Annotated in this window: 24 protein-coding genes and 1 tRNA gene; 17 read left to right on the top strand and 8 right to left on the bottom strand. The window is 34.3% G+C overall.

Features of this window, described 5'->3' with window-relative positions; genetic code table 11:
- Positions 1 to 139 precede the first annotated feature (139 nt).
- The 3 genes from ACIQ2L_RS02095 to ACIQ2L_RS02085 all read left to right on the top strand — a co-directional run bounded on the left by ACIQ2L_RS02095 (position 140) and on the right by ACIQ2L_RS02085 (position 5,657).
- Complete coding sequence (locus tag ACIQ2L_RS02095; RefSeq protein ID WP_396155942.1) at positions 140 to 1,015, top strand: ABC transporter ATP-binding protein; 876 nt, start codon at positions 140 to 142, stop codon at positions 1,013 to 1,015.
- 1 nt (position 1,016) lies between these two features.
- Complete coding sequence (locus tag ACIQ2L_RS02090) at positions 1,017 to 4,664, top strand: M1 family aminopeptidase (RefSeq protein WP_396155940.1); 3,648 nt, start codon at positions 1,017 to 1,019, stop codon at positions 4,662 to 4,664.
- A gap of 63 nt (positions 4,665 to 4,727) precedes the next feature.
- Positions 4,728 to 5,657 (top strand): 1-phosphofructokinase family hexose kinase, encoded by a 930-nt coding sequence (locus ACIQ2L_RS02085; RefSeq protein WP_396155938.1) that lies wholly within the window; start codon positions 4,728 to 4,730, stop codon positions 5,655 to 5,657.
- A gap of 317 nt (positions 5,658 to 5,974) precedes the next feature.
- Here the strand turns inward: ACIQ2L_RS02085 and lepA are convergent, their stop codons facing one another.
- The gene (lepA, locus tag ACIQ2L_RS02080; protein WP_396155936.1) at positions 5,975 to 7,771 is read right to left on the bottom strand and encodes a translation elongation factor 4; all 1,797 of its coding nucleotides are present in this window, start codon (positions 7,769 to 7,771) and stop codon (positions 5,975 to 5,977) included.
- 290 nt (positions 7,772 to 8,061) lie between these two features.
- Between lepA and ACIQ2L_RS02075 the strand changes: the two genes are divergently transcribed.
- From ACIQ2L_RS02075 to dusB, 3 genes are all read left to right on the top strand, one after another.
- A complete protein-coding gene (locus ACIQ2L_RS02075; protein ID WP_396155934.1) occupies positions 8,062 to 8,289 on the top strand; it encodes a DUF433 domain-containing protein in 228 nt (75 codons plus the stop codon).
- Between the two features lie 3 nt (positions 8,290 to 8,292).
- Positions 8,293 to 8,637 carry a DUF5615 family PIN-like protein gene (locus ACIQ2L_RS02070; RefSeq protein WP_396155932.1) on the top strand — a complete coding sequence of 115 codons (345 nt, stop codon included), beginning with the start codon at positions 8,293 to 8,295 and terminating at the stop codon, positions 8,635 to 8,637.
- Between the two features lie 66 nt (positions 8,638 to 8,703).
- Positions 8,704 to 9,696 carry a tRNA dihydrouridine synthase DusB gene (gene dusB / locus ACIQ2L_RS02065; protein WP_396155930.1) on the top strand — a complete coding sequence of 331 codons (993 nt, stop codon included), beginning with the start codon at positions 8,704 to 8,706 and terminating at the stop codon, positions 9,694 to 9,696.
- On the opposite strand, the gene ACIQ2L_RS02060 is transcribed toward dusB, so the two are convergent.
- On the bottom strand, positions 9,693 to 10,892 hold the full coding sequence (locus tag ACIQ2L_RS02060) for an ABC transporter permease (protein WP_396155928.1): 1,200 nt from the start codon (positions 10,890 to 10,892) through the stop codon (positions 9,693 to 9,695). The genes dusB and ACIQ2L_RS02060 overlap by 4 nt on opposite strands.
- Positions 10,893 to 11,285 (bottom strand): 30S ribosome-binding factor RbfA, encoded by a 393-nt coding sequence (gene rbfA, locus ACIQ2L_RS02055; protein WP_290286863.1) that lies wholly within the window; start codon positions 11,283 to 11,285, stop codon positions 10,893 to 10,895.
- A gap of 205 nt (positions 11,286 to 11,490) precedes the next feature.
- On the opposite strand from rbfA, the gene mce reads away from it, so the two are divergent.
- The 3 genes from mce to ACIQ2L_RS02040 all read left to right on the top strand — a co-directional run bounded on the left by mce (position 11,491) and on the right by ACIQ2L_RS02040 (position 12,437).
- On the top strand, positions 11,491 to 11,892 hold the full coding sequence (gene mce, locus ACIQ2L_RS02050) for a methylmalonyl-CoA epimerase (RefSeq protein ID WP_396155926.1): 402 nt from the start codon (positions 11,491 to 11,493) through the stop codon (positions 11,890 to 11,892).
- 50 nt (positions 11,893 to 11,942) lie between these two features.
- Positions 11,943 to 12,016 (top strand) — tRNA-Ile (locus ACIQ2L_RS02045).
- Between the two features lie 202 nt (positions 12,017 to 12,218).
- Positions 12,219 to 12,437 carry a hypothetical protein gene (locus ACIQ2L_RS02040; protein ID WP_396155924.1) on the top strand — a complete coding sequence of 73 codons (219 nt, stop codon included), beginning with the start codon at positions 12,219 to 12,221 and terminating at the stop codon, positions 12,435 to 12,437.
- 35 nt (positions 12,438 to 12,472) lie between these two features.
- Here the strand turns inward: ACIQ2L_RS02040 and ACIQ2L_RS02035 are convergent, their stop codons facing one another.
- On the bottom strand, positions 12,473 to 13,063 hold the full coding sequence (locus ACIQ2L_RS02035; protein WP_396155923.1) for a riboflavin synthase: 591 nt from the start codon (positions 13,061 to 13,063) through the stop codon (positions 12,473 to 12,475).
- A gap of 60 nt (positions 13,064 to 13,123) precedes the next feature.
- On the opposite strand from ACIQ2L_RS02035, the gene pdxA reads away from it, so the two are divergent.
- The 6 genes from pdxA to accC all read left to right on the top strand — a co-directional run bounded on the left by pdxA (position 13,124) and on the right by accC (position 18,084).
- Entirely contained in the window at positions 13,124 to 14,170 is a 1,047-nt protein-coding gene (gene pdxA / locus ACIQ2L_RS02030; RefSeq protein WP_396155921.1) for a 4-hydroxythreonine-4-phosphate dehydrogenase PdxA, read from the top strand.
- 84 nt (positions 14,171 to 14,254) lie between these two features.
- Positions 14,255 to 14,794, top strand: a complete 540-nt coding sequence (locus ACIQ2L_RS02025) for a YceD family protein (RefSeq protein ID WP_396155919.1) — start codon at positions 14,255 to 14,257, stop codon at positions 14,792 to 14,794.
- A gap of 9 nt (positions 14,795 to 14,803) precedes the next feature.
- The gene (gene rpmF / locus ACIQ2L_RS02020) at positions 14,804 to 14,998 is read left to right on the top strand and encodes a 50S ribosomal protein L32 (protein ID WP_396155917.1); all 195 of its coding nucleotides are present in this window, start codon (positions 14,804 to 14,806) and stop codon (positions 14,996 to 14,998) included.
- 158 nt (positions 14,999 to 15,156) lie between these two features.
- The gene (locus tag ACIQ2L_RS02015) at positions 15,157 to 16,155 is read left to right on the top strand and encodes a beta-ketoacyl-ACP synthase III (protein WP_396155915.1); all 999 of its coding nucleotides are present in this window, start codon (positions 15,157 to 15,159) and stop codon (positions 16,153 to 16,155) included.
- 21 nt (positions 16,156 to 16,176) lie between these two features.
- The gene (gene accB / locus ACIQ2L_RS02010) at positions 16,177 to 16,650 is read left to right on the top strand and encodes an acetyl-CoA carboxylase biotin carboxyl carrier protein (RefSeq protein ID WP_396155913.1); all 474 of its coding nucleotides are present in this window, start codon (positions 16,177 to 16,179) and stop codon (positions 16,648 to 16,650) included.
- Positions 16,651 to 16,737: 87 nt separating this feature from the next.
- Positions 16,738 to 18,084: an acetyl-CoA carboxylase biotin carboxylase subunit gene (gene accC, locus ACIQ2L_RS02005; RefSeq protein WP_396155911.1), complete on the top strand. Its 1,347-nt coding sequence runs from the start codon at positions 16,738 to 16,740 to the stop codon at positions 18,082 to 18,084.
- A 36-nt stretch (positions 18,085 to 18,120) separates the two neighbouring features.
- Here the strand turns inward: accC and ACIQ2L_RS02000 are convergent, their stop codons facing one another.
- Together ACIQ2L_RS02000 and ACIQ2L_RS01995 are read right to left on the bottom strand one after the other, a co-directional pair.
- Positions 18,121 to 20,031: a S9 family peptidase gene (locus ACIQ2L_RS02000; protein ID WP_396155909.1), complete on the bottom strand. Its 1,911-nt coding sequence runs from the start codon at positions 20,029 to 20,031 to the stop codon at positions 18,121 to 18,123.
- 95 nt (positions 20,032 to 20,126) lie between these two features.
- A complete protein-coding gene (locus ACIQ2L_RS01995) occupies positions 20,127 to 23,321 on the bottom strand; it encodes a reprolysin-like metallopeptidase (RefSeq protein WP_396155907.1) in 3,195 nt (1,064 codons plus the stop codon).
- Positions 23,322 to 23,537: 216 nt separating this feature from the next.
- On the opposite strand from ACIQ2L_RS01995, the gene ACIQ2L_RS01990 reads away from it, so the two are divergent.
- A complete protein-coding gene (locus tag ACIQ2L_RS01990) occupies positions 23,538 to 24,653 on the top strand; it encodes an NAD(P)/FAD-dependent oxidoreductase (protein ID WP_396155905.1) in 1,116 nt (371 codons plus the stop codon).
- 2 nt (positions 24,654 to 24,655) lie between these two features.
- Positions 24,656 to 25,336, top strand: coding sequence for a monofunctional biosynthetic peptidoglycan transglycosylase (gene mtgA / locus ACIQ2L_RS01985; protein ID WP_396155903.1), 681 nt, complete (start codon positions 24,656 to 24,658; stop codon positions 25,334 to 25,336).
- 55 nt (positions 25,337 to 25,391) lie between these two features.
- Here mtgA and ACIQ2L_RS01980 read toward each other — a convergent pair whose 3' ends face one another.
- Both ACIQ2L_RS01980 and ACIQ2L_RS01975 read right to left on the bottom strand, forming a co-directional pair.
- The gene (locus ACIQ2L_RS01980) at positions 25,392 to 25,772 is read right to left on the bottom strand and encodes a DoxX protein (protein WP_396155901.1); all 381 of its coding nucleotides are present in this window, start codon (positions 25,770 to 25,772) and stop codon (positions 25,392 to 25,394) included.
- Between the two features lie 206 nt (positions 25,773 to 25,978).
- On the bottom strand, positions 25,979 to 26,530 hold the full coding sequence (locus ACIQ2L_RS01975) for a type 1 periplasmic binding fold superfamily protein (RefSeq protein WP_396155899.1): 552 nt from the start codon (positions 26,528 to 26,530) through the stop codon (positions 25,979 to 25,981).
- Between the last annotated feature and the right edge of the window lie 3 nt (positions 26,531 to 26,533).

Genomic DNA, 26,533 nt, shown 5'->3' with positions numbered 1-26,533 from the left:
TTCAAAGGTACAAAGTTTTTAATGCTAGATTTTTTGTTTTATTGGTTTCAGATTTAGTATTTTTAAAAAATTAACTTTATTGTGTAACAAACCTATTTTCTAAATACAAATAGTAGTAAAAATTATTAAATTACATAGTATGAAATTGCAGATAAACAATTTAACAAAAACATATTCAAATGGTGTTAAAGCACTAGATAATCTTAATTTAGAAATAGGAACTGGAATGTTTGGATTGCTTGGGCCAAATGGTGCCGGAAAATCTTCTTTAATGCGAACCATAGCCACTTTACAAAAACCTGATTCTGGCTCTATTGTTTTTGATGGTATTGATATTCTTAATAATCAAATGGAATTGAGAAAAGTGCTAGGCTATTTGCCACAAGAGTTTGGCGTTTATCCCAATATGTCTGCAGAAAGTTTGCTCGATTATTTTGCCCGTCTAAAAGGAATATCCTTGCAAAAAGAACGCGATGCTATTGTTAAAGAAGTTTTGGAAGTTACAAATCTGTATGACGTTCGAAAAAAATATGTTAGTGGTTATTCGGGCGGAATGAAACAACGTTTTGGAATAGCTCAATTATTATTAAACAATCCAAAATTGATTATTGTTGATGAACCTACCGCAGGTCTTGATCCAGCTGAAAGACATCGTTTTTTAAATGTTTTAAGAGAAATTGGAACCAACAATACCGTTATTTTTTCTACCCATATCGTTGATGACGTAAAAGAATTGTGTAACGAAATGGCGATACTCAACGGCGGAAAAATATTAACCCAAAATACACCAAAAGGTGCAGCTGAAAGCTTGATGGGCAAAATTTGGACAAAAGCAATAACCAGAGAAGAATTAGAACAAAATGAAAATCAATTTAATGTAATTTCTTCAAATTATAATGATGACAATACACTCAATATTAAAGTGTATAGCGATGAAAAGCCAAGCGAGAGCTTTGTAATTTGCCAACCCCAACTGGAAGATGTTTATTTTGTTGCACTAAAATCGGATCAATAATATGTTTGGAACATTATTTACTTTCGAGCTAAAAAGATGGCTTAAAAACCCCACTTTTTATATTTTTTGCGGAATTTTCTTTGCACTATCCTTGTTTTTAATGGCAAGTTCTTTGGGTGTTTTTGATAGTTTTAAAACGACTACGGTATCCAATACTTATTCTAATTCTCCAATAGCCATCAACAGTATGTTGAACGGATTGTCGCTGTTTATTTATTTTTTGTTGCCAACCATCGTAGGCGCATCTGTTTATAGAGATTTTAAATACAATATGCATACGATATTGTTCTCCTATCCGTTTACCAAAAGCGAATATATGTTTGGTAAATTTTTGAGTTCAATAACAGTTGTAATTTTAATAACCTTTTGTGCCGGATTGGGTTCATTTGCCGCTTGTTTTTTGCCAAGTGTAAATCCAGATTTACTCGGACCACATAAGTTTTCAGCGTATTGGCAGAGTTATCTAATTTTTATAATACCTAATATTTTGTTTTATGGCGTTATCATTTTTTCGGTAGTAACGATTACACGAAATGTTGTGGTTGGATTTATATCAGTCATTGGATTGTTTTTCATACAAGGTATTTTAGGCAATTTTACTGAAGAAGCTGAAAATAAATATTTGATTTCGTTATTTGATCCATTTGGTTCCGATGCCTTGAATTACTATACAAAGTATTGGACCGTATTTGAAAAAAATGCCAACGATTTACCTTTTGAAGGCGCTTTAATTTATAATCGATTGATTTGGTTTGGAATATCTCTTTTGATTTTCGCATTGATTTATCGTTCTTTTTCTTTTTCACAAACAGCGCCATCTTGGCAAAAAAGTAAAAACGAGGAGCGAGTAGTCAAAAACAATTTTGGCAGTATCACACGAATTAATTTGCCGAAAATTTCCTTTGATTTTTCTTTTGTTCAGCAACTTAAAACAGCTTGGAGTTTATCCAATGTTGATTTTAAGTTTATGGTTAAAAACTGGATATTTGTTGCTGTTGTAATCGTTGGTTTGTTGTTTGCATTTATAACGTTAAATTTCTCAGGAACTATTTTTGGAACTGAAACCTATCCTGTGACTTGGCAAATGCTTCAATTTGCAGGAGGCGTTTTTAGCACCTTTATCAATTTGATGACTTTCTTATTTGCTGGAATAATCATTCATCGTGTTAAAAACACCCGAATGAACTTTTTGATTGATGCAACTCCCACCAAAAACTGGACGTTTCTTTTATCTAAGTTGATTGCCATTGTAAAAATGCAAATGATATTGTTGTCTATCGTTTTGGTTTCTGGTATAATTTATCAGGCCTCAAATGGGTTTTTTGATTTTGAAATTGGACATTATTTATTTGAACTTTATGTATTGATTTTAATTAATTGTGTCGTTTGGGCATTGTTAGCTGTTTTTATTCAATCATTATTAAAAAATTACCTTTTAGGCTTTTTCATTCTTATGATTTTGTCAATAGGTTTAAGTTTCCTTCCAATATTTGGTATCGAACAGCAAATTTTTGTATTTAATAGCGATACAGGTTATTCCTATTCCGATATGAATGGTTATGGACATCGTTTGAACGAGTATTTTCTCTATAAAACGTATTGGTTATTACTTGGAATTGTAATGTTTATTATCAGTTTGTTGTTTTATGTCCGTGGATTAGGGCAATCGGTTCGCGGCCGAATTTCGGATGCTAAAAAACGATTGACAAAACCTTTGGCTATGTCAATGCTAATAGCTTTTGTCGGGTTTATTTCTATCGGGAGTACGATTTATTATTATGACAATATCAAAAACGAAAATAAGACTGGCCAAGAAGTTGAATTGGAAATGGTAAATTGGGAGAAAAAATATAAAAAATACCAAAATACACCACAACCAAGAATTATTGCTATCAATGTGGCTTTGGATTTGTATCCAAAAGAACGAAATTATGTAGCCAAAGGAACCTATATTCTTAAAAATAAATCATCGGTAGTTATTGATACCATTTTTGTTGATTATATGAAGAAAACAAAACTCGATTTCAATACGAAAGTAAAATTGGTTTCAAAGGATACCGTCTATAATTTTAATATCTATCGATTGGAAAAACCTTTACAACCAGGCGAAACGATAACATTAAATTTTGAATTAAAAAATGATCCTAATACAATTCTAGAAGACAATTCTCCTGTTCTCGAAAACGGGACATTCTTAAATAATCAAAATTTTCCAAGAATTGGCTATAATGCTGATGTAGAATTGACCGATGACGATTTGCGTAAAAAGTACGGATTGAAACCTAAAGATAGAATGCCATTTCCAACCGATTCAATAGCGAGACAAAATACGTATATAAGCAATGATTCAGATTGGATAAAGTTTGAAACCACAGTAAGTACGGCAGGCGACCAAATAGCCATTGCGCCTGGATATCTTCAAAAACAATGGAAAAAAGAGGGGAGAAATTATTTTCATTACAAAATGGATCGTCCGATGCTCAATTTCTACGCCTATAATTCGGCACGTTACGAAGTAAAACGTGACAAATGGAACGACGTCAATATTGAAATTTATTACCATAAAGGACATCACTATAATGTAGGCCGAATGATTTCGGCTATTAAAAAATCCTTGGGTTATTACACAAAAAATTTCAGTCCTTATCAGCATAAGCAAGTTCGAGTAATCGAATTTCCAAATACTATGGGAATGTTTGCTCAGTCGTTTGCTAACACCATACCTTTTTCTGAAGCCATCGGATTTATAGCCGCCGTTGATGATGAAAATCCAGATGCGGTAGATTATCCTTTCTCGGTTACTTCGCACGAAGTAGCGCATCAATGGTTTGCTCATCAAGTAATTGGTGCCAATGTTCAAGGTGCCACCCTGCTTTCCGAAAGTTTATCCGAATACAGTTCGCTGAAAGTTTTGGAACATACGTACGGGAAATCACAAATGCGACGTTTCTTAAAAGATGCTTTAGATAAATATTTACAAGGAAGAACTTTTGAAAGTGACAGAGAACAACCCTTAATGTTTAATGAAAACCAGCAGTATATTCATTACAACAAAGGTTCGTTGGTGCTTTATGCTTTGAGTGATTATATTGGAGAACAAAAAATGAATAATGCTATAAAAGCATATATTCAAAAAGTGGCTTATCAAGAAGCGCCATATACCAATTCGATTGAGTTTGTATCGTATTTGAACCAAGCCACACCCGATAGTTTGAAGTATGTAATAGACGATATGTTTAAAACCATCACTTTATATGATAATAAAATAACAAAGGCATTCTCCAAAAAACTAAAAAATGGCAGCTATGAGGTAACCATCAATTTTGATATTACCAAATATAAAGCCAACGAAGAAGGAAAGCGAACGTTTACAAATAATCTCGGGAAAACGCTTAAAATTACCAAAAAAGGGAAAAAGTATGCAACCGAATCGTATCCGTTGAATGATTATATTGAAATCGGTATTTTTAGCGAAGAAACATTAAAAAACAAAAAGCGCGACAAAGAATTGTATTTAAAGAAAGTAAAAGTAACAGGTATCGAAAATCAAATAAAACTCATTGTAAAAGAAAAACCACTTGAAGTTGGTGTTGATCCGTATAACAAATTAATTGATACTCAAAGTGACGATAATAGAATGAAGATATAAAACTAAAGGTGAAACGTAGGTTTCACCTTTTTTCATCTTCTTGAAAAACTACAAAAAATAAAAATGAACAACCATCAAATAGTAACCCTTACGATAAATCCATCTCTAGACAAATCAACCCATTTCACCGGACTAATTGCAGAACAAAAAATACGCTGCGAAAGCCCTAGGTATGATGCTGGTGGCGGAGGTATTAATGTTTCAAAAGCCATTTCAAAACTAGGCGGAAGCTCAATTTGTGTGTTTACTTCGGGTGGTTCATCGGGTGAAATGTTAGAAGAATTAATCAAAAAAGAAGGAATTGAAAGCATTGCTATAAAAACCAAAAACTGGACACGAGAAAACTTCATCGCTTTTGAAAACACTACTCAATCGCAATACCGATTTGGGTTTCCAGGGAATGAATTTTCGGAAGATGAAAAAGATAAAATAATCGAAATGGTCTCAACCTTAAAAGCCGAATATTTAGTCATCAGCGGTAGTTTGAACGAAGGTTTACCAACTGATTTTTATCAAAAAATAGCCGAAACAGCCAAAGCTTCGGGCATAAAAGTAATTGTAGATACTTCTGGAGAACCATTACAAAAAGTGCTAGAAACGAGTGTTTATATGATTAAGCCCAATATTGGCGAACTCGCAAAACTCATGGGTGTTGAACGATTGGAATTAGCTGATGTTGAAAAAGCAGCAAAAAACGTAATAGAAAAAGGGGCAGCCGAAATTGTCGTAGTTTCTCTTGGTGCTGATGGTGCTATTTTAGTTTCAAAAGACATAACCGAATACGTAGCGGCACCAAAAGTAAAAAAGAAAAGTACGGTTGGTGCTGGCGACAGCATGGTTGGCGGCTTGGTTTGGGCGTTGTCACAAAACAAATCCCTAAAAGAAGTAATCCAAATAGGCGTTTGTTGTGGAACTGCCGCGACAATGAACGAAGGTACGCAGCTTTTTAAAGTAGAAGATGTGGAAAAACTATTTAAGGAAATGCAATCTTAAATTTTTGACCATATAAGAAATTTAAGGTCATTTAATATTCCTTCCATGTTCTTAAATGCCTTATGTGGTTTAAGAATTACATGCGCTTTTTATGTAAAAGCTGTAAAAAAATTGGTTAAAGGATTACAAAAGAAATAAAGTTACACAAACTTAACATTTCGACCTATTGAAAGAAATCAGATAAAATCATTTCAATTTATGATATGCTTTTCTCGTCCCAAAAGACGAGACAGCATGACAAAATTGTGGTGACAAAAACCCAGCAACTTTGATTATTGAGTTTGTCTTAATACTTGATACTGAAATCTTAATACTTCTTAATCATTCAACTTCAAAACCGCCATGAACGCTTCTTGCGGAATCTCAACATTCCCTACCAAACGCATACGCTTTTTACCTTTTTTCTGTTTTTCCAGTAGTTTTCTTTTACGTGAAATATCACCACCATAACATTTAGCAGTAACGTCTTTACGCAACGCTTTTATGGTTTCACGCGCTATGATTTTTGCCCCAATTGCTGCTTGTATCGGAATATCAAACTGCTGTCTTGGGATTAATTCACGCAACTTCTCACACATTTTTTTACCAATGGCATACGCGTTGCTCTCATGTATCAAAGCCGAAAGCGCATCAACCGATTGCGAATTTAACAAAACATCCAATTTCACTAATTTAGAAGCTCTCATGCCTATTGGAGAATAATCAAAAGAAGCATATCCTTTAGAAACCGTTTTCAATCGGTCATAAAAATCGAATACAATTTCGGCCAAGGGCATATCAAAATTCAACTCTACTCTTTCCGTGGTTAAGTAGGTTTGATTGGTAATTACGCCCCGTTTTTCAATACACAAACTCATCACATTCCCAACGTAATCTGATTTGGTAATGATGGTTGCTTTTATAAAAGGTTCTTCTACTCGGTCTAACCTTGATGGTTCTGGTAAATCGGATGGATTATTAACTACAAATGGTGTTTCAGGATCTTTCTTAGTATATGCCAAATACGAAACGTTGGGAACCGTAGTAATTACCGTCATATCGTACTCGCGCTCCAAACGCTCTTGAATAATTTCTAAATGCAACATTCCTAAAAACCCGCAACGAAAACCGAATCCCAAAGCAGCTGAACTTTCGGGCAAAAAAACCAAGGAAGCGTCGTTCAATTGCAATTTTTCCATCGAAGAACGCAAATCTTCATAATCATCCGTGTCAACCGGATAGATTCCAGCAAAAACCATTGGTTTTACATCTTCAAAACCAGTAATCATATTGGTTGTTGGTGTTTTGGCATCGGTAATCGTATCCCCAACTTTTACCTCTTTTGCTTCTTTTATTCCTGAAATCAAATACCCAACATCACCCGTCGAAATGACATCTTTTGGAACTTGGTTTAATTTCAAGGTTCCTACTTCATCCGCAAAATATTCATTGCCGGTAGCCATAAATTTTATCTTTTGACCTTTCCGAATTTCACCATTTTTAATTCTGAAAATAACTTCAATTCCTCGAAACGGATTGTAATGAGAATCAAAAATCAAAGCCTGTAATGGTTCCTCTTTTATGCCTTTTGGTGGCGGAACTTTTTCGATAATGGCAGCCAAAATATTTTCCACACCAAAACCAGTTTTCCCCGAAGCATGAATAATATCCTCTAATTTACATCCTAATAAATCGATAATGTCATCACTAACTTCTTCCGGGTTTGCGCTTGGTAAATCTACTTTGTTCAATACCGGAATAATTTCCAAGTCGTTTTCCAAAGCCAAATACAAATTTGAAATCGTTTGTGCCTGAATACTTTGCGCTGCGTCAACAATCAACAAAGCGCCTTCACAAGCTGCAATAGAACGGGAAACTTCATACGAAAAATCGACGTGACCCGGAGTATCAATAAGATTCAGAATATAATCTTCGCCTTTGTAGTTGTATTCCATTTGAATCGCGTGACTTTTTATCGTAATTCCACGTTCACGCTCCAAGTCCATATTGTCGAGCAACTGCGCTTTTTCTTCACGAGCAGTAACGGTTTGGGTAGCACTCAACAATCGGTCTGCCAACGTACTTTTCCCGTGGTCAATATGGGCAATAATGCAAAAATTTCTAATATGCTTCATCTTCTTTCTTTGTCAAAATTATTATGGGCGTGACCACAAGGGTCGGGCTTTTCGTTACAATCTTTTGTTTTTTTAAAAGAAAAAAACAAAAGGATTTTCGCTACTATCCCTCACGCAAACTAACGCTGTAGAATTAACAGCAATCCATTAATCGGCAAATATAGGGCAAAGTTTTTGATTGAAGATTGCAGATTAACGATTGTTGAAGGATGAATTAAAATTCTTAAATCGATGATAGTCAATTATCATTCAACAATCTTTTATATATTTGTTTGTTTTAAATTTTGATTATGACTACAACTCATGAATTAATTGTTAGAGACTTAACTGTAATGAATGGCAAGCCAATTATAAAAGGCACAAGGATTACAGTGGAATTGATTTTAAAAAAACTTTCTGAAGGTGCTTCAGTATTGGATTTGATAAAAATATATCCTCATTTAAATTCGGCTCAAATCCTAGCTACTCTTGATTATGCTGCCAATATTATCAGCAATGAAGAGCTTTTAGATGTTTAAGAAATGATTATTGCTGACGAAAATATTCCTTTACCTATAATAGAAAGTTTACTCCAAAACAGTATTGAAATTACTTCTGTATACAAAGACTTCCGAGGGATTTCAGATATAGAAATAATTGATTTGGCTCAAAATCCTCCCAAAATAATTTTGACAGAGGATAAAGATTTTGGAGATTTAATTTTTGCTTACAATCAAAAACAAGTCAGTGTAATTTTGTTGCGTTATCATTATTCAGAGATGGAAACCATTTCAAAAATTCTACTAAAATTTCTCTTAAATCATGCTATTGAAAACCACTCATTTATTGTGATTTCTCCAAAAAACATCAGGATTAGAAAGATTTAAAAAAATAGTAATTCTGAAAGATAGTCCAATATCCTTCTTTATTATCTTTACCCAAAATTTACGCCAATGCCCAAAATAGGCAACATCATATTACCCGATTTCCCTTTACTTCTTGCACCTATGGAAGATGTGAGCGATCCACCTTTTCGCAGGTTATGCAAATTGCATGGTGCCGATTTGATGTATTCGGAATTTATTTCTTCCGAAGGGTTAATTCGTGATGCTATAAAAAGCCGCATGAAGTTGGATATTTTTGATTATGAAAGACCCGTTGGCATTCAAATTTTTGGAGGCGATGAAGAAGCCATGGCGATGTCGGCCAAAATTGTAGATGCTGTTCATCCTGATTTAATCGATATTAATTTTGGTTGTCCCGTTAAAAAAGTAGTTTGTAAAGGCGCCGGTGCCGGCGTTTTGAAAGATGTAGATTTGATGGTTCGTTTGACCAAAGCCGTGATTAAAGGAACCAACCTTCCAGTAACGGTAAAAACACGATTGGGCTGGGATGAAAGTTCGATTAATATTGATGAGGTTGCCGAACGATTACAAGACATTGGTGTTCAAGCCTTAACCGTTCATGCCCGAACGCGTGCCCAAATGTATAAAGGAAGTGCCGATTGGTCACATATTGCCCGTGTGAAAAGTAATCCCCGAATAACGATGCCTATTTTCGGAAATGGCGATATCGATTCGCCTGAAAAAGCATTGGAATACAAAAATAAATTTGGTTTAGATGGCATGATGATTGGTCGCGCCGCCATCGGCTATCCTTGGATTTTTAACGAAATCAAACATTACTTCAAAACCGGGGAACATTTGGCACAACCTACCATGTTTGACAGAATTGAAGCCGCTCGAAATCATTTAACCTGGTCAATGGATTGGAAAGGAGAACGCGTCGGAATTGTAGAAATGCGTCGTCATTATACCAATTATTTCAAAGGAGTTTCTAACTTCAAAGAACACCGATTAAAATTGGTTACACTAGAAAATGCTGAAAGTTTATTCAATGCTTTAAATGAAATTCAGGAAGTTTACGCGGATTATCAGTTTGTTTAATTTAACAACTTTTTGGTTACGCGACTGCTTGCTATCAAACTAGATATAATACCTAGAGTTATTATAGTTCCCATTACTATCAATACATTTTGAAAAGTAAAAACTACAGGATAAGCCAAAGATTCAGTTATCATTATTAGTTCGTACTGTTCTTGAATTACGACAACAATGATTCCTACACCTAATCCAATAATTCCCCCAATAATAGTCAGTAAGCTACCTTGAAGCAGGAAAATTTTCTTTAAATCTTTGATTTCCGAACCTAAGTTATAAAGTGTTTTCAAATTAGGTCTCTTGTCCAAAATCATCATAATTAAGGCGCCAATTAAATTGAATAAGGCAATAATAATGACTAAGGTAAAAATAAGATAAACCGCAATATTCTCGGTATTCAACATTTTATAAAGTGTAGCATTCAGTTGTGCTCTGTTTTTTATTTCTACTTTATTTGTCAGTACAGCTTTTAAATCATCTATAATTTCGGCTTCATTAAAATTTGGAACAGTTTTAATCTCAATACTAGAAATTTGATTCTTTTTATATTCTAATAAATCTTGTGCCAATCTCAAATCAGAAAAAACATATTTGCTATCCAAATCTTCGCTAATGGCATAAATTCCGACCGGAATCAGCACCGATTTATTAAATGCCTCGGCTTCACTTTCAATTACAGCTTTACCTTTTCGAGGAACATATACTTCAAATGCATTATTAAAATCAAATAATCCCAGCGATAATTTTTGAGAAATTCCATAACCAACAACAACTTCAGCTGTATTATAGCGTAGCCAGTTTCCGTTATAAAGACTTTTAGAAACAGCATTAATCTTGTAGTAATTTTTATCAACACCTTTGAGATAGGTGACTTGTTCTTTTCCGTCAAAAAAGAAGAGTACACGCTCTTCTGCAACTTTACTGTATGAAACAATCCCTTTAATCGCAGTAATTTGATTTTCTTGTTTGGTCGAAATAAAGAAGCTTTTTCCTTGAATTGGAGTTACTTTTAAATCGGGATCAATAGTGTTCGTAAACGATAAACTAAAATCACGCAGTCCACTAAAAACAGATAGAACAACGAACAATGCTAGTGTTCCCACTATAATTCCCATCGATGCAATGCCCGTAATAATGTTAATAGCATTGTTTTTACTTTTGCTAAAAAGATATCTTTTGGCTATGTAAAGGGCGAAGTTCACTTAGAATTTCTTACGTTTTTCTAAAAGGTCTCTGTTTTCAATAGGATTTTCTTTCCCTGACAGGGCATTATCAATCTTTTCGATATAATCTAAAGAGTCATCAATATAGAAAGAAAGGTTAGGGACTTTTCGTAGTTGCAATTTTACACGTTGCGATAAATCATGCTTAATCAAAGGCGCATTGGTCTTTATAGCTTCAAGTAAATCCTTTGCTTTATCCTGGGGGAAAACACTTAAATATACTTTGGCAATAGACAAATCAGTGGTTACGATTACTTTAGAAACCGAAATCACTAAGTTAGAAATTCCATTTTTACGTATCTCACCTTGCAAAATATCTACTAAATCCTTTTGCAATACGCTGCCAATTTTTTTCTGTCTGTTCGTTTCCATGGCGCAAAAGTACAATTTTAAATTTTTATAAAAAGATGTAGCGAAAGTTTTGGCTTTTTTTAACAAGCCATTACTGTCTGCCTTCCTAACAGTTTACGTTGTTCGTTGTGTCTTGTCCTAAAAGACAAGATGTCGCGGTCATCTGGGATAAAGGATAAACCATTTGAATTTTTGTTACCTTTGAATAATCAAAATCAATACTAAAATGCGTAAAATAGAACACATAGGAATAGCGGTAAAAAGTTTAGAAATATCCAATTTGCTTTTTGAAAAACTTTTTGGTAATCCGCCATATAAAGAAGAAGAAGTCGCCAGCGAAGGCGTTAAAACTTCCTTTTTTATAAATGGGCCGAATAAAATAGAACTATTAGAGGCAACAAATTCTGAAAGTCCAATTGCAAAATTCATAGAAAAAAAAGGGGAAGGCATTCATCACATTGCTTTTGATGTAGAAAACATAGTTGATGAAATTGAACGTTTAAAAAAAGAAGGTTTTATTGTTCTTAATGAAACTCCTAAAAAAGGGGCCGATAGTAAACTAGTTGCTTTTTTACACCCAAAAGGTACAAATGGTGTTCTGATAGAACTTTGTCAAGAAATCAGCTAAAAACACTTGCTTTGAAAAAAAATTAGTAGTAATATTGCACCTCCAAGAGAGGTCCTATAGCTCAGTTGGTTAGAGCACCTGACTCATAATCAGGTGGTCCTTGGTTCGAGCCCAAGTGGGACCACTAAAAAGTAAGACCTCTTTTTGAGGTCTTTTTCATCTAAATTAAAACTAAGAAAGTGAATATATCGTTAATAAAGGTAAGTTGTCGATTTTTTCATTTTGTATCGATAATAGAAATTGTAGAACGTTAATTTTCGATTAACTTTATCGATTAAACGCAAATTTATTTTGGAGAATAGATTTTTTTTATACTTTTACCGACTATGAAAATTGTCCCGAATAGAATAATTATTTTTTTGGTAGTGTTTTTGGTGCAACAAGCTACTGTTTTTGCTGCGCCGTCACCACCACCGCCAACAACACCGCCGCCGCCACCTGGGCTTCCATTGGATGGAGGTATATTTTTATTAGTACTTCTTTCGGTGTCCTATGGTGTTTTTAAATTAATTAATATTAAAAACATAAAAAAAGCCTCAAATTAATTTGAGGCTTTTTTATTTTGCGAAATGTCGACGGGTTATTGCTGTAAAGAATACAATTTAGCAACGTATTTTCCTATAATATCAAATTCAAGATTTATTTTTGTTCCGATTTTAAAGTCTTTAAAATTAGTATGCTCATAAGTATACGGTATGATAGCAACACTAAATTCGTTTTCTTTTGAATTTACAACGGTTAAACTAACACCATTTACGGTTATTGATCCTTTTTCAATAGTAATGGTACTTATGGTTTTATCATAGTAAAAAGTGAAATACCAACTACCTTTTGCTTCTTCAATAGATTTGCAAACGCCTAGTTGGTCTACATGTCCTTGAACGATATGTCCATCAAGTCGGTCACCCAATTTCATGGCACGTTCAAGATTAAGTGAATCGCCTATATTCCATTCTCCTAAATTGGTCTTTTGTATCGTTTCATTAATAGCAGTAACCGTATACTCGTCATTATTAATAGCGATAACGGTTAAACAAACTCCATTATGAGCAATGCTTTGATCAATTTTTAATTCGTTAGTTATTGTAGAGAAGACAGTAATGTGCAGATTATCTTTTTCTTTTTTTAAATCTTTGACAATTCCAAGGGTTTCAATTATTCCTGTAAACATTGTAGTTTTAATTTACTAAATTTGCACCTCAAAATTAGCAATAAATAACTTGTTCTTCTTATGAAAAAAGCAGAAAATATCATTGTCGGGATTTCTATCGGTGATTTAAACGGAATCGGCAGTGAAGTCATCCTTAAGACTTTTGACGATTCAAGAATGTTAGAACTTTGCACACCAGTTATTTTTGCCAATGTAAAAGTGTTGTCCTTTATGAAAAAATCATTGGGATTAGAAACACCACTTCATGGTATTGATCAAATCAATCAAATAGTTATTGGTAAAGTTAATGTCCTGAATATATGGAAAGAAAGTGTCGATATAAATTTTGGAACCAATGAGGATAATGCTGGAAAATATGCCATAAAATCATTTATTGCAGCAACAAAAGCATTGAAAGAAAATCAAGTAGATGTTTTAGTTACCGCCCCAATTAATAAGTATAACATACAATCAGAGGAGTTTAAATTTCCTGGACATACTGATTATTTAGATAAAGAACTTGAGGGAAATGCTTTAATGTTGATGATTCAGGATACTTTAAGAGTTGGTCTGCTTACGGATCATATTCCAGTTAATGATGTAGCAAAACAGTTAACCGAAAAAGTGATTGTTCAAAAAATAGAAACGATAAAACTTGCATTAACGCAAGATTTTGGGATAAACAAACCAAAAATTGCCGTTTTAGCATTGAATCCTCATGCAGGAGATAACGGTGTTATTGGCAAAGAAGATGACGAAATAATAAAACCAGCAATTAAGAAGTTATTTGAAAAAGGAACGCTCGTTTTTGGTCCTTTCCCTGCGGATGGTTTTTTCGGCAACAGTCAATATGAAAAGTATGATGCAGTAATTGCGACCTATCACGATCAGGGATTAATTCCGTTTAAAACATTGTCTTTTGGTAACGGTGTTAATTATACAGCAGGATTGAATAAAATTAGAACGTCTCCCGATCATGGTACTGCATATGAAATCGCAGGTAAAGGGGTTGCCGATTATAATTCGTTTAAAGAAGCAGTTTATACTGCAATTGACATTTATAATTCGAGAAATGAATATTACGAAATCAGTAAAAACCCACTTAAAACAAAGGAAAAACAGTTATAAATAAAAAAATGTTTATAAGGCTTTTGAAATTGCAATAATTTTATATCTTTGCACTCCTTAATTAGGGCTGAAATTGTTGTTTAGATGAAAAGTACGAATGAATATTTAATTCCTTTTATAGAATTAAAATTAGGAAAGCATCAATTTGAATTTAATATAAATAAAAAGTTCTTTGACGAATTTAGTTTTAATGAATTTGAAAGTTGCGAAATAAAGGCAGATGTTGTTCTTGATAAAAAAGCAACTATGCTAGAAATCAGCTTTAAACACAAAGGGACAGTAAATGTTCCCTGTGACTTAACAGGCGAACAATTTGACTTGCCAATAAAGGGTAAAATAAAACTAGTGGTACAATTTGGAGAAGAATTCAACAATGACAACGATGAATTGTTAATTCTGCCGCATGGAGAATATGAAGTAGATTTATCACAATATATATATGAAATGATTGTGTTGTCTATTCCTCAAAAAAGAGTTCATCCAGGTGTTAAAGATGGCACATTGCAAACAGAAGCTTTGAAAAAACTAAAAGAGTTACAAGTAAAAGAACATACAGTAGAAAAAAAAGAAGAAGACATTGACCCGCGTTGGGACAAATTAAAACAACTATTAACGGATAAATAATATAGTAAAATGGCACATCCTAAAAGAAAAATCTCCAAAACAAGAAGAGATAAAAGAAGAACTCACTATAAAGCAACTGTTGCTCAAATTGCAACATGTCCAATAACTGGAGAAGCGCATTTATATCACAGAGCTTACTGGCATGAAGGTAAAATGTACTACAGAGGACAAGTAGTTATAGATAAATCAGCAGCTGTTGCCTAAATTAAGTTTTTTTAAAAAACTAACTCTCACTCTGTGGGAGTTTTTTGTTTTGTAGAAATTTAATAAATAACACATCTTAAAACGCTTTACGTATAATATTTTTTTGTAATTTCCACAACTTTTCAAACTGAAAAAGTGAAAAGAAAAACACCTAATTTATGAATACAATTACAGCCGCAATTACCGCAGTTGGAGCTTATGTCCCTGAATTTGTACTCTCAAATCAAGTACTGGAATCAATGGTAGAAACCAATGATGAATGGATTACTACCCGCACCGGAATCAAAGAAAGAAGACTGTTAAAAGAAAAAGGGAAAGGGACTTCTTTCATGGCGATAAAAGCAGCTCAAGATTTAATTTCGAAATCAAATATTAAACCTGAAGAAATTGACCTCTTGATAATGGCCACTGCAACACCAGATATGCCTGTCGCTTCTACAGGAGTATATGTGGCAACTCAAATAGGCGCAGTTAATGCTTTTGCATACGATTTGCAAGCAGCATGTTCCAGTTTTTTATACGGAATGTCAACTGCAGCAGCGTATATTCAATCGGGGAGATACAAAAAAGTACTTATAATTGGTGCTGATAAAATGTCTTCTATAATTGATTATACAGATAGAGCAACCTGTATTATTTTTGGAGATGGTGCTGGTGCAGTATTATTTGAGCCAAACTATGAAGGACTCGGTTTGCAAGATGAGTTTTTAAGAAGCGATGGGATTGGAAGGGAATATCTAAAAATTGATGCTGGTGGATCTATTCTTCCACCATCAAAAGAAACTGTTGAAAATGGACAGCATTTTGTTTTTCAAGACGGGAAAACAGTATTTAAATACGCAGTTTCAGGAATGGCAGATGTAAGCGAGAAAATTATGGAGCGAAATAATCTTTCTAAAGACGATGTAAACTGGTTAATCGCTCATCAAGCTAACAAAAGAATCATCGATGCAACAGCAAGTAGAATGGGTCTTGATGAGGAAAAAGTACTAGTGAATATTCAAAAATATGGGAACACAACATCGGCAACCTTACCTTTATTGTTAAGTGATTTTGAAGATAAATTTAAAAAAGGCGATAATTTAATTTTTGCAGCATTTGGAGGTGGATTTACTTGGGGTTCTATCTATTTAAAATGGGCATACAATAAACAATAAACTAACTAAAATCAACGAATCATGGATTTAAAAGAAATTCAAAACCTAATCAAATTTGTATCCAATTCTGGAGTTGCTGAAGTAAAACTAGAAACGGGAGATATCAAAATAACTATTAGAACGACATTAGAGGGGAATTCACCAGATATTACTTATGTGCAACAAGCACCAATGCAACAAGCAATAGCTGCAGCACCATCTTCACCTGCACCATCTTCACCTGTTGCAGCTGTTCCATCTGATGAAAATTCGAAATATATTACTATTAAATCTCCAATGATTGGAACGTTCTACCGTAAACCCGCTCCTGATAAACCAACATTTGTTGAGGTTGGTAGTACTATAGGAAAAGGAGATGTTCTTTGCGTAGTGGAAGCTATGAAATTATTTAACGAAATCGAAGCTGAGATTTCAGGAAAAATCGTTAAAATTTTAGTTGATGATATGTCACCAGTTGAATTTGACCAACCATTATTCTTAGTTGACCCATCATAAATGTTTTGAAATTCCAATTATCAAAATACAAATTCCAATATTTTGGATTTTGGGATTTGGGATTTGTAATTTTAAAATTGATAAAAGATGTTTAAAAAAATACTAATTGCCAATAGAGGAGAAATTGCACTTCGTGTAATCAGAACCTGCAAGGAGATGGGCATTAAAACAGTAGCAGTCTATTCTACTGCTGATGCAGAAAGTTTGCACGTGAAATTTGCAGACGAAGCGGTTTGTATTGGCCCTCCGCCAAGTAATCTTTCTTACTTAAAGATGTCAAATATAATTGCGGCTGCAGAAATTACAAATGCAGATGCCATTCATCCTGGTTATGGTTTTCTTTCTGAAAACGCTAAATTTTCTAAAATTTGTCAAGAGCATGGAATCAAGTTTATCGGCGCATCTCCTGAAATGATTGACAGAATGGGCGATAAGGCTTCGGCAAAAGCGACGATGAAAGCTGCTGGTGTTCCTTGTGTTCCTGGTTCTGAAGGTATTTTAGAATCTTACGAACAAGCCGAACAAATTGCCGATGAGTTTGGTTACCCAGTAATGTTAAAAGCTACTGCTGGCGGCGGTGGAAAAGGAATGCGTGCCGTTTGGAAAAAAGAAGATTTGCTAAAAGCATGGGAAAGCGCGCGCCAAGAGTCGGCTGCTGCTTTTGGCAATGATGGTATGTATCTAGAAAAATTAATTGAAGAGCCAAGACATATCGAGATACAAGTTGTCGGGGATTCTTACGGGAAAGCCTGTCATTTATCTGAGCGAGATTGTTCAGTGCAACGTCGTCATCAAAAATTGACCGAGGAAACACCTTCCCCTTTTATGACGGACGAATTGCGAAATAAAATGGGCGAAGCTGCAGTTAAAGCTGCCGAGTATATCAAATATGAAGGCGCCGGAACCGTTGAATTTTTAGTTGATAAGCATAGAAATTTCTATTTTATGGAAATGAATACGCGTATCCAAGTGGAACATCCAATTACAGAACAGGTTATTGATTATGATTTGATTCGTGAACAGATTTTAGTAGCCGCGGGTGTTCCAATTTCGGGTAAAAATTATTTGCCTCAATTGCACGCTATTGAATGTCGAATTAATGCTGAAGATCCGTATAATGATTTTAGACCATCACCAGGGAAAATTACAGTTTTACATTCTCCTGGAGGGCACGGAGTGCGTTTAGACACTCACGTTTATGCAGGGTATACGATTCCACCAAATTATGATTCCATGATTGCCAAGTTGATTACAACGGCTCAAACAAGAGAAGAAGCTATTAATAAAATGAAGCGTGCTTTGGATGAGTTTTATATCGAAGGGATAAAAACAACTATTCCTTTCCACAGGCAATTGATGGATGATGAGCGATATGTTGCAGGAAATTATACTACTGCTTTTATGGATACCTTTAAGATGAACGATCCTGAGTAAATTGAAAGCCCAACATGAGAGTTGGGTTTTTTATTTTTATAATGTTTCCTTCAACCATTTATAAAACTCACGTTGCCATACTAAACCGTTTTGTGGTTTGAGCACCCAGTGGTTTTCTTCGGGGAAATAGAGCAAACGGCTTTTTATACCACGAAGTTGTGCCGCTTGAAAAGCTTCTTGCGCTTGTCCTATTGGCACACGAAAGTCTAATCCGCCTTGTATGATTAGGATTGGTTTGTTCCATTTGTCCACAAAATTTATAGGGTTGAACTGAGTGTATGATTTTTGTGCGGCAACATTATCTTTTTCCCAATAAGCGCCACCAAAATCCCAGTTGTTAAAGAATACTTCTTCTGTAGTTCCAAACATACTCTGGGTATTAAAAACACCATCATGAGCAATGAATGTTTTGAATCTGTTTTTGTGGATTCCAGCTAAGTAAAAAACAGAATAACCTCCATAACTGGCGCCAACACAGCCCAAACGTGCTTTATCTACATAACTTTCTTTTGACACATCGTCTATTGCTGAAAGGTAATCATCCATCACTTGTCCGCCCCAATCTTTGGAAATTTGTTCGTTCCAAGCTTGCCCGTGACCATACATGCCTCTTCTGTTTGGCGCGACAACAACATAACCCTGAGAAGCCATCAAAGAAAAATTCCAACGGAAAGAATAAAACTGTGTCAAAGGTGATTGTGGTCCGCCTTGGCAGTATAAAAGCGTTGGATATTTTTTAGTTTTATCAAAATTTGGAGGTAAAATTACCCAAACCAACATTTTTTTACCGTCGGTTGTGGTTACATAGCGTCTTTCATATTTTGGTAATGACAACATAGAATACGTTTCGTCATTGACTTTGGTAAGTTTTGTAAATGCTTTTTTCTTGTAATTAAAAGAATAAATTTCAGAAGCATGGTTCATGTCTGTTCTAGTAACGATGATGTTATCGCCATCAAAACCTACAATGTCGTGTATATCAAAATCTCCGTTAGAAATTTGTTTAACGCTTATTGCTATTCTTTTTACTCCAGGAAAATTTACTTCAAATAATTGTAAAGTTCCATCAACGGCAGCAACAAAATAAACTTTTGTCCCATCCGGACTCCATTTAAAACTTTCAACAGAGCCGTCCCAATTGATGGTTAAATTATAGTCAACATCCTTAAAACGAACAATGATATCATTTTTATCCGCTTCATAACCATCGCGTTTCATTTGTAACCAGGTCAAATAACCGGCGGGCGAAAATGTTGGATTGGTATCGTATCCTAAATTGTTTTCAGTTAGATTTTTGGTAGTCTTTGTTTCAATGTTATACTCATACAAATCGGTATTGGTTGAAATCGCATAAGCGGTTCCAAATTTCTTTTTGCATACATAAATAATATTTTTACTATCGGGTGACCAAATAAAATCTTCATCGCCTCCGAAAGGTTTTTGAGGAGAATCAAAAGGTTCGCCCGTCATAATGTCTATTGGACGCGCTTTAGTTCCTTTATTGATGGCATAAAAAACATGATTGTGTGTCCCGTTATTCCAAGTATCCCAATGACGGTAATCTAATCCGTCATAAATTTGTGCTTCTGATTTGTCTAATTCAGGATAAAAGTCTTTACCTAATACTTTTTCGGTTTTAACTTCTTTACTTGATAAAATGAAACTTCCATCTGGAGAAACATTTTTATCGGTTAACATTTCTTTGGTTTTTGATTCCTGAACTTCAGTTGGATTGCCTCCAGCAACTGGAATTGTATAAAACTTTGAATTGGATTTATTTTCATCTATGGATGGAATTGCCACTTTGTAAACAATTGACTTTCCATCTTTTGAGATTCCAAGTGGTGAGATACGTCCTAGTTTCCATAAAGTTTCTGGAGATAAAACTTGTTGTGCTGATGCTACTAGGCTCATAGTAATAACGATTAAAAAAAGGATTCTCTTCATTTTGATATGATTTTATAAGGGCTAAAAGTAACAAATATAATTAATAAAAAAAGCCATACTTTTTCAGTATGGCTTTTCTGTGTTTTGGAAAAGGTTTATTCTTTAATAAATCGTTTTGTACTTGTTGATGTTCCGTTAGAAACTTCAAGTAAGAAAGTACCGGAATTTAATGAATCGACATTAATCGCATCATTTTCTATTTTACCACTTCCTAATTCTTGGCCCAACATATTGAAAATTCTATAAGTTGATGGAGAATCAAGATCAGCAATGTTTACTACATCACCTTTAACAGGGTTTGGATATAAGTTGAATGAAATTTTGGTAACACTTACCTCGTCAAACCTTGCAGTTGTTGTAATGTTGACGGTATAGTCTTCTACTTCACCAAAAGAGAATACTTCACAAGAAGTTGGCGATGCATTATATTTCATCGATACACGCATTCTAGTAGTTCCTAATAAAGCTGTAGTTGGTATCGTAAAACTTCCAGAAATAGGTGTAGCAGTTGTTCTATTTCTATTGAAAACTTGTTCACCCGAATCAAGGAAATCACCATCTTTATTATAATCAATCCAAACTCTGTAGGCTTCACTATAAACGGTAGCTGTCCAACCTGGTGTTATCGTAATGGAATTACTTGTCCCACGAACTAAATTAGTAGACAAAGCAGTAAAATTACCATAACCGCCATTATTTCCAGATAAATTATTAATTGTTCCAAGCTGAACTCTATTTATAAATTCATCAGCAGTGCTATTTCCTCTAGATGCACAGTAAGTAATTGATACAACAGCTAAAGTGGTAACAGAAACGGTATTACTATTTAATGAAATATTACCAGCAGCATCTTTTGCTCTTACATTAAAAGTATAAGCTGTTGAAGCAGTTAAACCAGTTACAGCAAAAGTAGTTGCGGTAGTAGTGGAACCAATTAAAGAACCATTTCTAAAGATATTGTATCCTGTTACAGCCACATTATCTGTCGCGCCCGACCATGATAAGTTGGTTGTAGTTTGTGTTGTTCCTGATGCGGATAAAGTTGGAGCAGTTGGAGCAGTTGTATCAGGAGCAGGGGCCAAAGTTGTTACACTAACTGTGTTACTGTTGGGAGAAACATTACCTGCAGCATCTTTTGCTCTTACATTAAAAGTATAAGATGTCGAAGCGATCAAACCTGTTAAAGCAAAAGTAGTTGCGGTAGTAGTAGAACCAATTAAAGTGCCATTTCTAAAGACATCGTAACCAGTTACCGCTATATTATCTGTAGCGCCCGACCATGATAAGTTGGTTGTTGTTTGTGTAGTCCCTGAAGCGGATAAAGTTGGAGCGGTTGGCGCAACAGTGTCAGGAGCAGATCCAGCTGTGATAGTAAAGTTAGTATTAGAAACATCAAAGAAAATATGGTTTGTTCCTTTTACCATAATTCTATTAGTTGTCCCAGGAGTATTCGGAATGGTAACTGCTTGAGTACCGTCATTTGGGGTTGAAGCCAATAAATTATTCCAAGTTGTTCCGCCATTTGTTGATAAAAGGATATCAACATTAGCACAGTTAACACCATTTGCAGTTGTACCAGCTACAGCCCAAGTTATAGTTTGTGAACTTCCTCCAACATATGATACTGCAGTGTTTGGAGAATTAACAGTAAATGGTCCAGCGGTGCCATTAACGGTTACAATCATATCATCTGAATTATTGGCTGATCCACCAGCTCTATTATCGCGAACAGTCAATCTAAAATTCATAGTTCTTGCTACCGATGGTAATGCTTCTACAGTAATCTCAGTGCCAGCAGTTGTAGTGGCTCCATTTAAAACAGATTGAATTCTGGGGAAATATCGAACTGGAGCAGCTGTAGAATTGTAGGAACGGAAAGTTGGTCCGGAAGTTCTTGTGGCACTAGCTGCAGAGCTAGCTCCAGTTGCTGTTGAAGCGGCATTGTCAAATTGTTCCCAGTTATAGGTTAGCACATCACCATTGGCATCTGTTCCTGATCCCGTTAGCACAAAAGGAGTACTTCTAGGAATGGTGTAATCTATTCCTGCATTTGCAGTTGGTACAGCGTTTCCGGTTGCGGTATTCGTTTGACACGTTTTGGCCTTAACATTATTAGTTATTTGTTGAATACTAGCAGCATGAAAATAAGCATCTGAATTTGGCTGAACATCTTGAGAAGTTATTCCAGCATATCCCATAATTGATGAACCTGAACCAGGCTCCATGTTTACTCCAGTGCCTTCATTACTCATAGAAAAAGTATGGTTTCCACCAAACTGATGTCCGATTTCATGGGCCACATAATCAATATCAAAAGTATCTCCTGTTGGAATGGTACTTGAAGTAAATCCACTTCCTTTTGAACCATTCACACAAACACAACCGATACATCCTGCATTTCCGTTGTTAGAAGCTCTAACAAATACATGTCCTACATCATAATTAGCTTCTCCAATTACAGAAGTTAATGTGCTTTGTAATTGACTATTGTAACTTGTAGTATAAGGATCTGTTGAAGCGTTTGTATAGATTACAGCATCATTATTGGCAATCAACACCATTCGAATTGCAAAATCTTTTTCAAAAACACCATTTACACGGGTCATAGAGGCATTTACTCCAGCTAGTGCTCCTGCTACTGTTCCTCCAAAGTAAGCCGAGTATTCTCCCGTTGTAGATACTGCTATACGAAAAGTACGTAAAGTAGAATCGTCAGCATTCGGGCGTAATGTTTCTCCATCAATTTGTGAGGCAACTTGATTAATTACGCTACATTCAAAAGGATTAAATGTTTTGGTTTTATCTGCTTTTTTGTAAATAGTATAGGTAGTTAAATCTTCCGATAATGGTTCAATAAACACAGCAGATCTATCTGCTCCTATTACCATAGATTTAAAGCCAAGCGGAGACATACTAAAATAAGCAGTCAAGGTAGGATTGTCTTTTCCTATTCCGATATAAGATTTTATTTCTGGAAATCTTGCGGCTAATGCAGGATCCATAGTTGGATTTTCGTAAATACTAAAGCGCTCTAAAACACCATCAGCATTTGGTATAGAGATGATTGTATTAGATTTTGAGTTTGCATTTCTTAAAGGTGCATTAACTAGATTCGATTTAAGATTTACAATATTTAAATCGAAAAGTGTTTTTTCTGGAAGTTGCATTTTTGCTTCCAATGGAATCATGTTACTTTTTTTGGTGGTAGTATTCCACAATGTACTTTTATTTTGGGCAATTGAAGCACTTGCAGTTGCAATTAGAGCAACAAGAAGTAATTTACATCTCATAATTTATTTTATTTGGTTAATGTAGTTTACCAAAAATAAAAGTATTTTTATCAAATCGATTTAATTTTTAATAATTTTTTTATCAAATACATAAATTAGTGTCATAATTGTTGATATATATCTATAAAGCACAAGAAATTCATATAAAATCGATAAATTTTAATTCTTTTATTTAAGGTTAATCTTAAAAAAAGTATTTTTAAAAAAAATAACTAAATGAATCTTAGCTACTGGGAATTAAAAAACTGGTTTACAAATGTAGATTTCACTATTGTAGGAAGTGGAATAGTTGGACTTCATTGTGCATTAACTTTACGTGAAAAATTTCCAGAGAGTAAAATATTGATTTTAGAAAAGGGAATGCTGCCGCAAGGAGCGAGTACAAAAAATGCTGGATTTGCTTGTTTTGGAAGTATTTCGGAAATTATAGATGATTTAAAGTTACATACCGAAGAAGAGGTAATTCAATTAATTCGAAAGAGATGGAGTGGATTACACTTATTGCGTAAAAATTTAGGTGATACCACAATAGATTTCAAACCTTATGGAGGTTATGAATTGTTTTTACAGAATGACGAAAGCACTTATAATGAATGTTTAAAAAAAATTCCTTTTATCAACGACTTACTAAAACCGCTTTTTAGAAATGATGTTTTTGTAAAGGAAGTTAATAGATTTGATTTTCAAAGTATACAAGAATATGTGGTTTTTAATCCTTTTGAAGCTCAAATTGATACAGGTAAAATGATGAATGCTTTGTTAAAAAAAGCCAATGCTAATTCTATTTTGATTCTTAATCAGGTTAAGGTTACTTCCTATCATGAAAAAAAAGAAGGAGTTGAAGTTGCTTTGTCTGATTTTGTTTTTTCAACAAAAAAATTATTATTTGCAACCAATGGTTTTGCAAGCGAATTGACAAATAATCAAGTGAAGCCAGCTAGAGCACAAGTATTAATTACGGAGCCCATTCCAAATCTCACAATTAAAGGAACCTTTCATTTGGATAAAGGGTATTATTATTTCCGAAATATTGATAATAGAATACTACTTGGTGGCGGAAGAAACTTAGCATTTGAATCGGAAACTACAACAGAACTGGGCCAAACAGAATTAATTCAAAATCGTTTGGAAGAATTATTAAAAGAAGTAATTTTACCAAACAGGGATTTTAAAATAGCACATCGTTGGAGTGGCATTATGGGACTTGGGGCAACTAAAACCCCTATAGTTGAGCAAATGTCAGATAATGTTTATTGCGGAGTACGCTTAGGCGGAATGGGTGTTGCCATTGGGAGTTTAATAGGTCAAGAATTAGCAGAATTAGTCAATTAAGTATGGTAAAAAAATTTTTTCGCTGGATTTGGAAAGCCATGCTTTGGTTTTTTGGGCTTTCTATTATTTCTGTAATTATTTTCAAATGGGTTCCAATTCCGTTTACACCCCTAATGATTTCAAGAATTATTGAATTTAAATTAGATGGAAATGATGCCATATACAGTCACAAATGGGTTCCTTTAGAAGAAATATCTCCCCGCCTTCAAAAAGCTGTAATTGCTAGTGAGGATGGAAACTTTCTTAAACATTACGGCTTTGATTTTAAAGCCATGCAAAAAGCATTCAAAAATAACAGCAAAGGGAAAAAACTAAAAGGAGGAAGCACCATTTCACAGCAAACGGCTAAAAATGTTTTTCTTTGGCAAGGCAGAAGCTATATTCGTAAAGGATTGGAAGCTTATTTCACTGTTTTAATTGAACTCATTTGGGGTAAAGAGCGCATTATGGAAGTTTATTTAAACAGTATAGAAATGGGTAATGGCGTTTATGGGGCTCAAGAAGCATCGCGGCATTGGTATAGTAAATCTGCAATTGATTTGTCTTCAAGAGAAGCAGCAGGTATCGCCGCCATATTACCAAATCCGAGAAAATACAAAGCATCCAATTCTTCTTCCTATATTAATAATAGAAAAGATAAAATCATGAGAGTGATGCGACATCTCGGAAAAATTGAATACTAAAAAAAGCCATCTCGCTATTTGAGATGACTTTTTGAATTTATTTAGTAGTTGCTAATTAATAAAACAAAGGTTTATATTGTGTCCAATGCTTAAATATTAACGTAGCATTAAAAATAACAATTAATAAGGCAATTGATAATCCTGGTATTTCCAAAAACAAATGGAATAATAAAATATTAATGGATATTGGCGCTAATAATATTAAGGCGAAAGCCACCCATTTTTTTAATAATAACAAAATTCCTATAACCACTTCTAATACGCCTACAATTGGAAAAATATAGCCGGTTGCATTGAGTGAATTCATGAATTGTCCCGCAGCGGTATTTCCATCAGGTTGGTCCAATGGTAAAAAATGATGAATCATGTTCGCACCAAATACAACGAGTACTGTGCCAAGTGTAATTCGTACTATTTTAGTAAACATTGACCTCATAACAATAAATTTTCGTTAGTAATAATGTAAAAATAACAAAATTTACCCTCAGCAAAATCAATTATTTACTTAAATTTTCAACACTTATATAATTTATTAATATAAAACAAAAAAAAATAATTACTATAAGAAGTGTTTTTGTATATCAATTAAAATAAAAAAAGGGATACAATTTAGCATCCCTTTTTTATAGAAAGATTTTCTTTTTATTGCACAACAACTGGATAAGTTACCGCAGCGTCTGTTGAACCACCAGCATTAGTAATATTTCCAGCAGCTACTCCAGCAGCAGACTTGTTTGGTTCGTGTCTTAGTGTTACCAATAAATTGCCTGAAGTTGCATTTCCAGTTAACAAGGTAAATTGAAGACCAATTGGTTTTCCATTGGCATCAGTGTCATCATAAGTAAATGTTCCTAAAGCATTAGTTGCTTGATAAAATAATTGATGATCTATACCTTCTGCTAAAATCTCGGCAGTTATATTATCGACTGGATTAGCAATTTCATTTAAAAAAGTTACAGCACCTGTATAGGTTGTATTTGCAACTAAATTTCCGGAAACCGTAATCACTGGGGCATTTGGACCATCACCATCTAAATCTCTAGAAGTAAGTGTAATTATTTGTCCACCACCTGTTAAAGTAGTTGTAACTGTTGTGATTACCTCATCTTCATTAACAGGTTTATCATCGTTGCTACATGAGTTTAATGTAATTAAAGCTGCCATTGCTATTGTTAAATTTCTTAAATTTTTCATTGT

The organism is Flavobacterium sp. (assembly GCF_044369455.1).
Classification (GTDB): Bacteria; Bacteroidota; Bacteroidia; order Flavobacteriales; family Flavobacteriaceae; genus Flavobacterium.
Note: the sequence above shows the minus strand (reverse complement) of the source record. Positions and strands in the feature narration are given on the sequence as shown.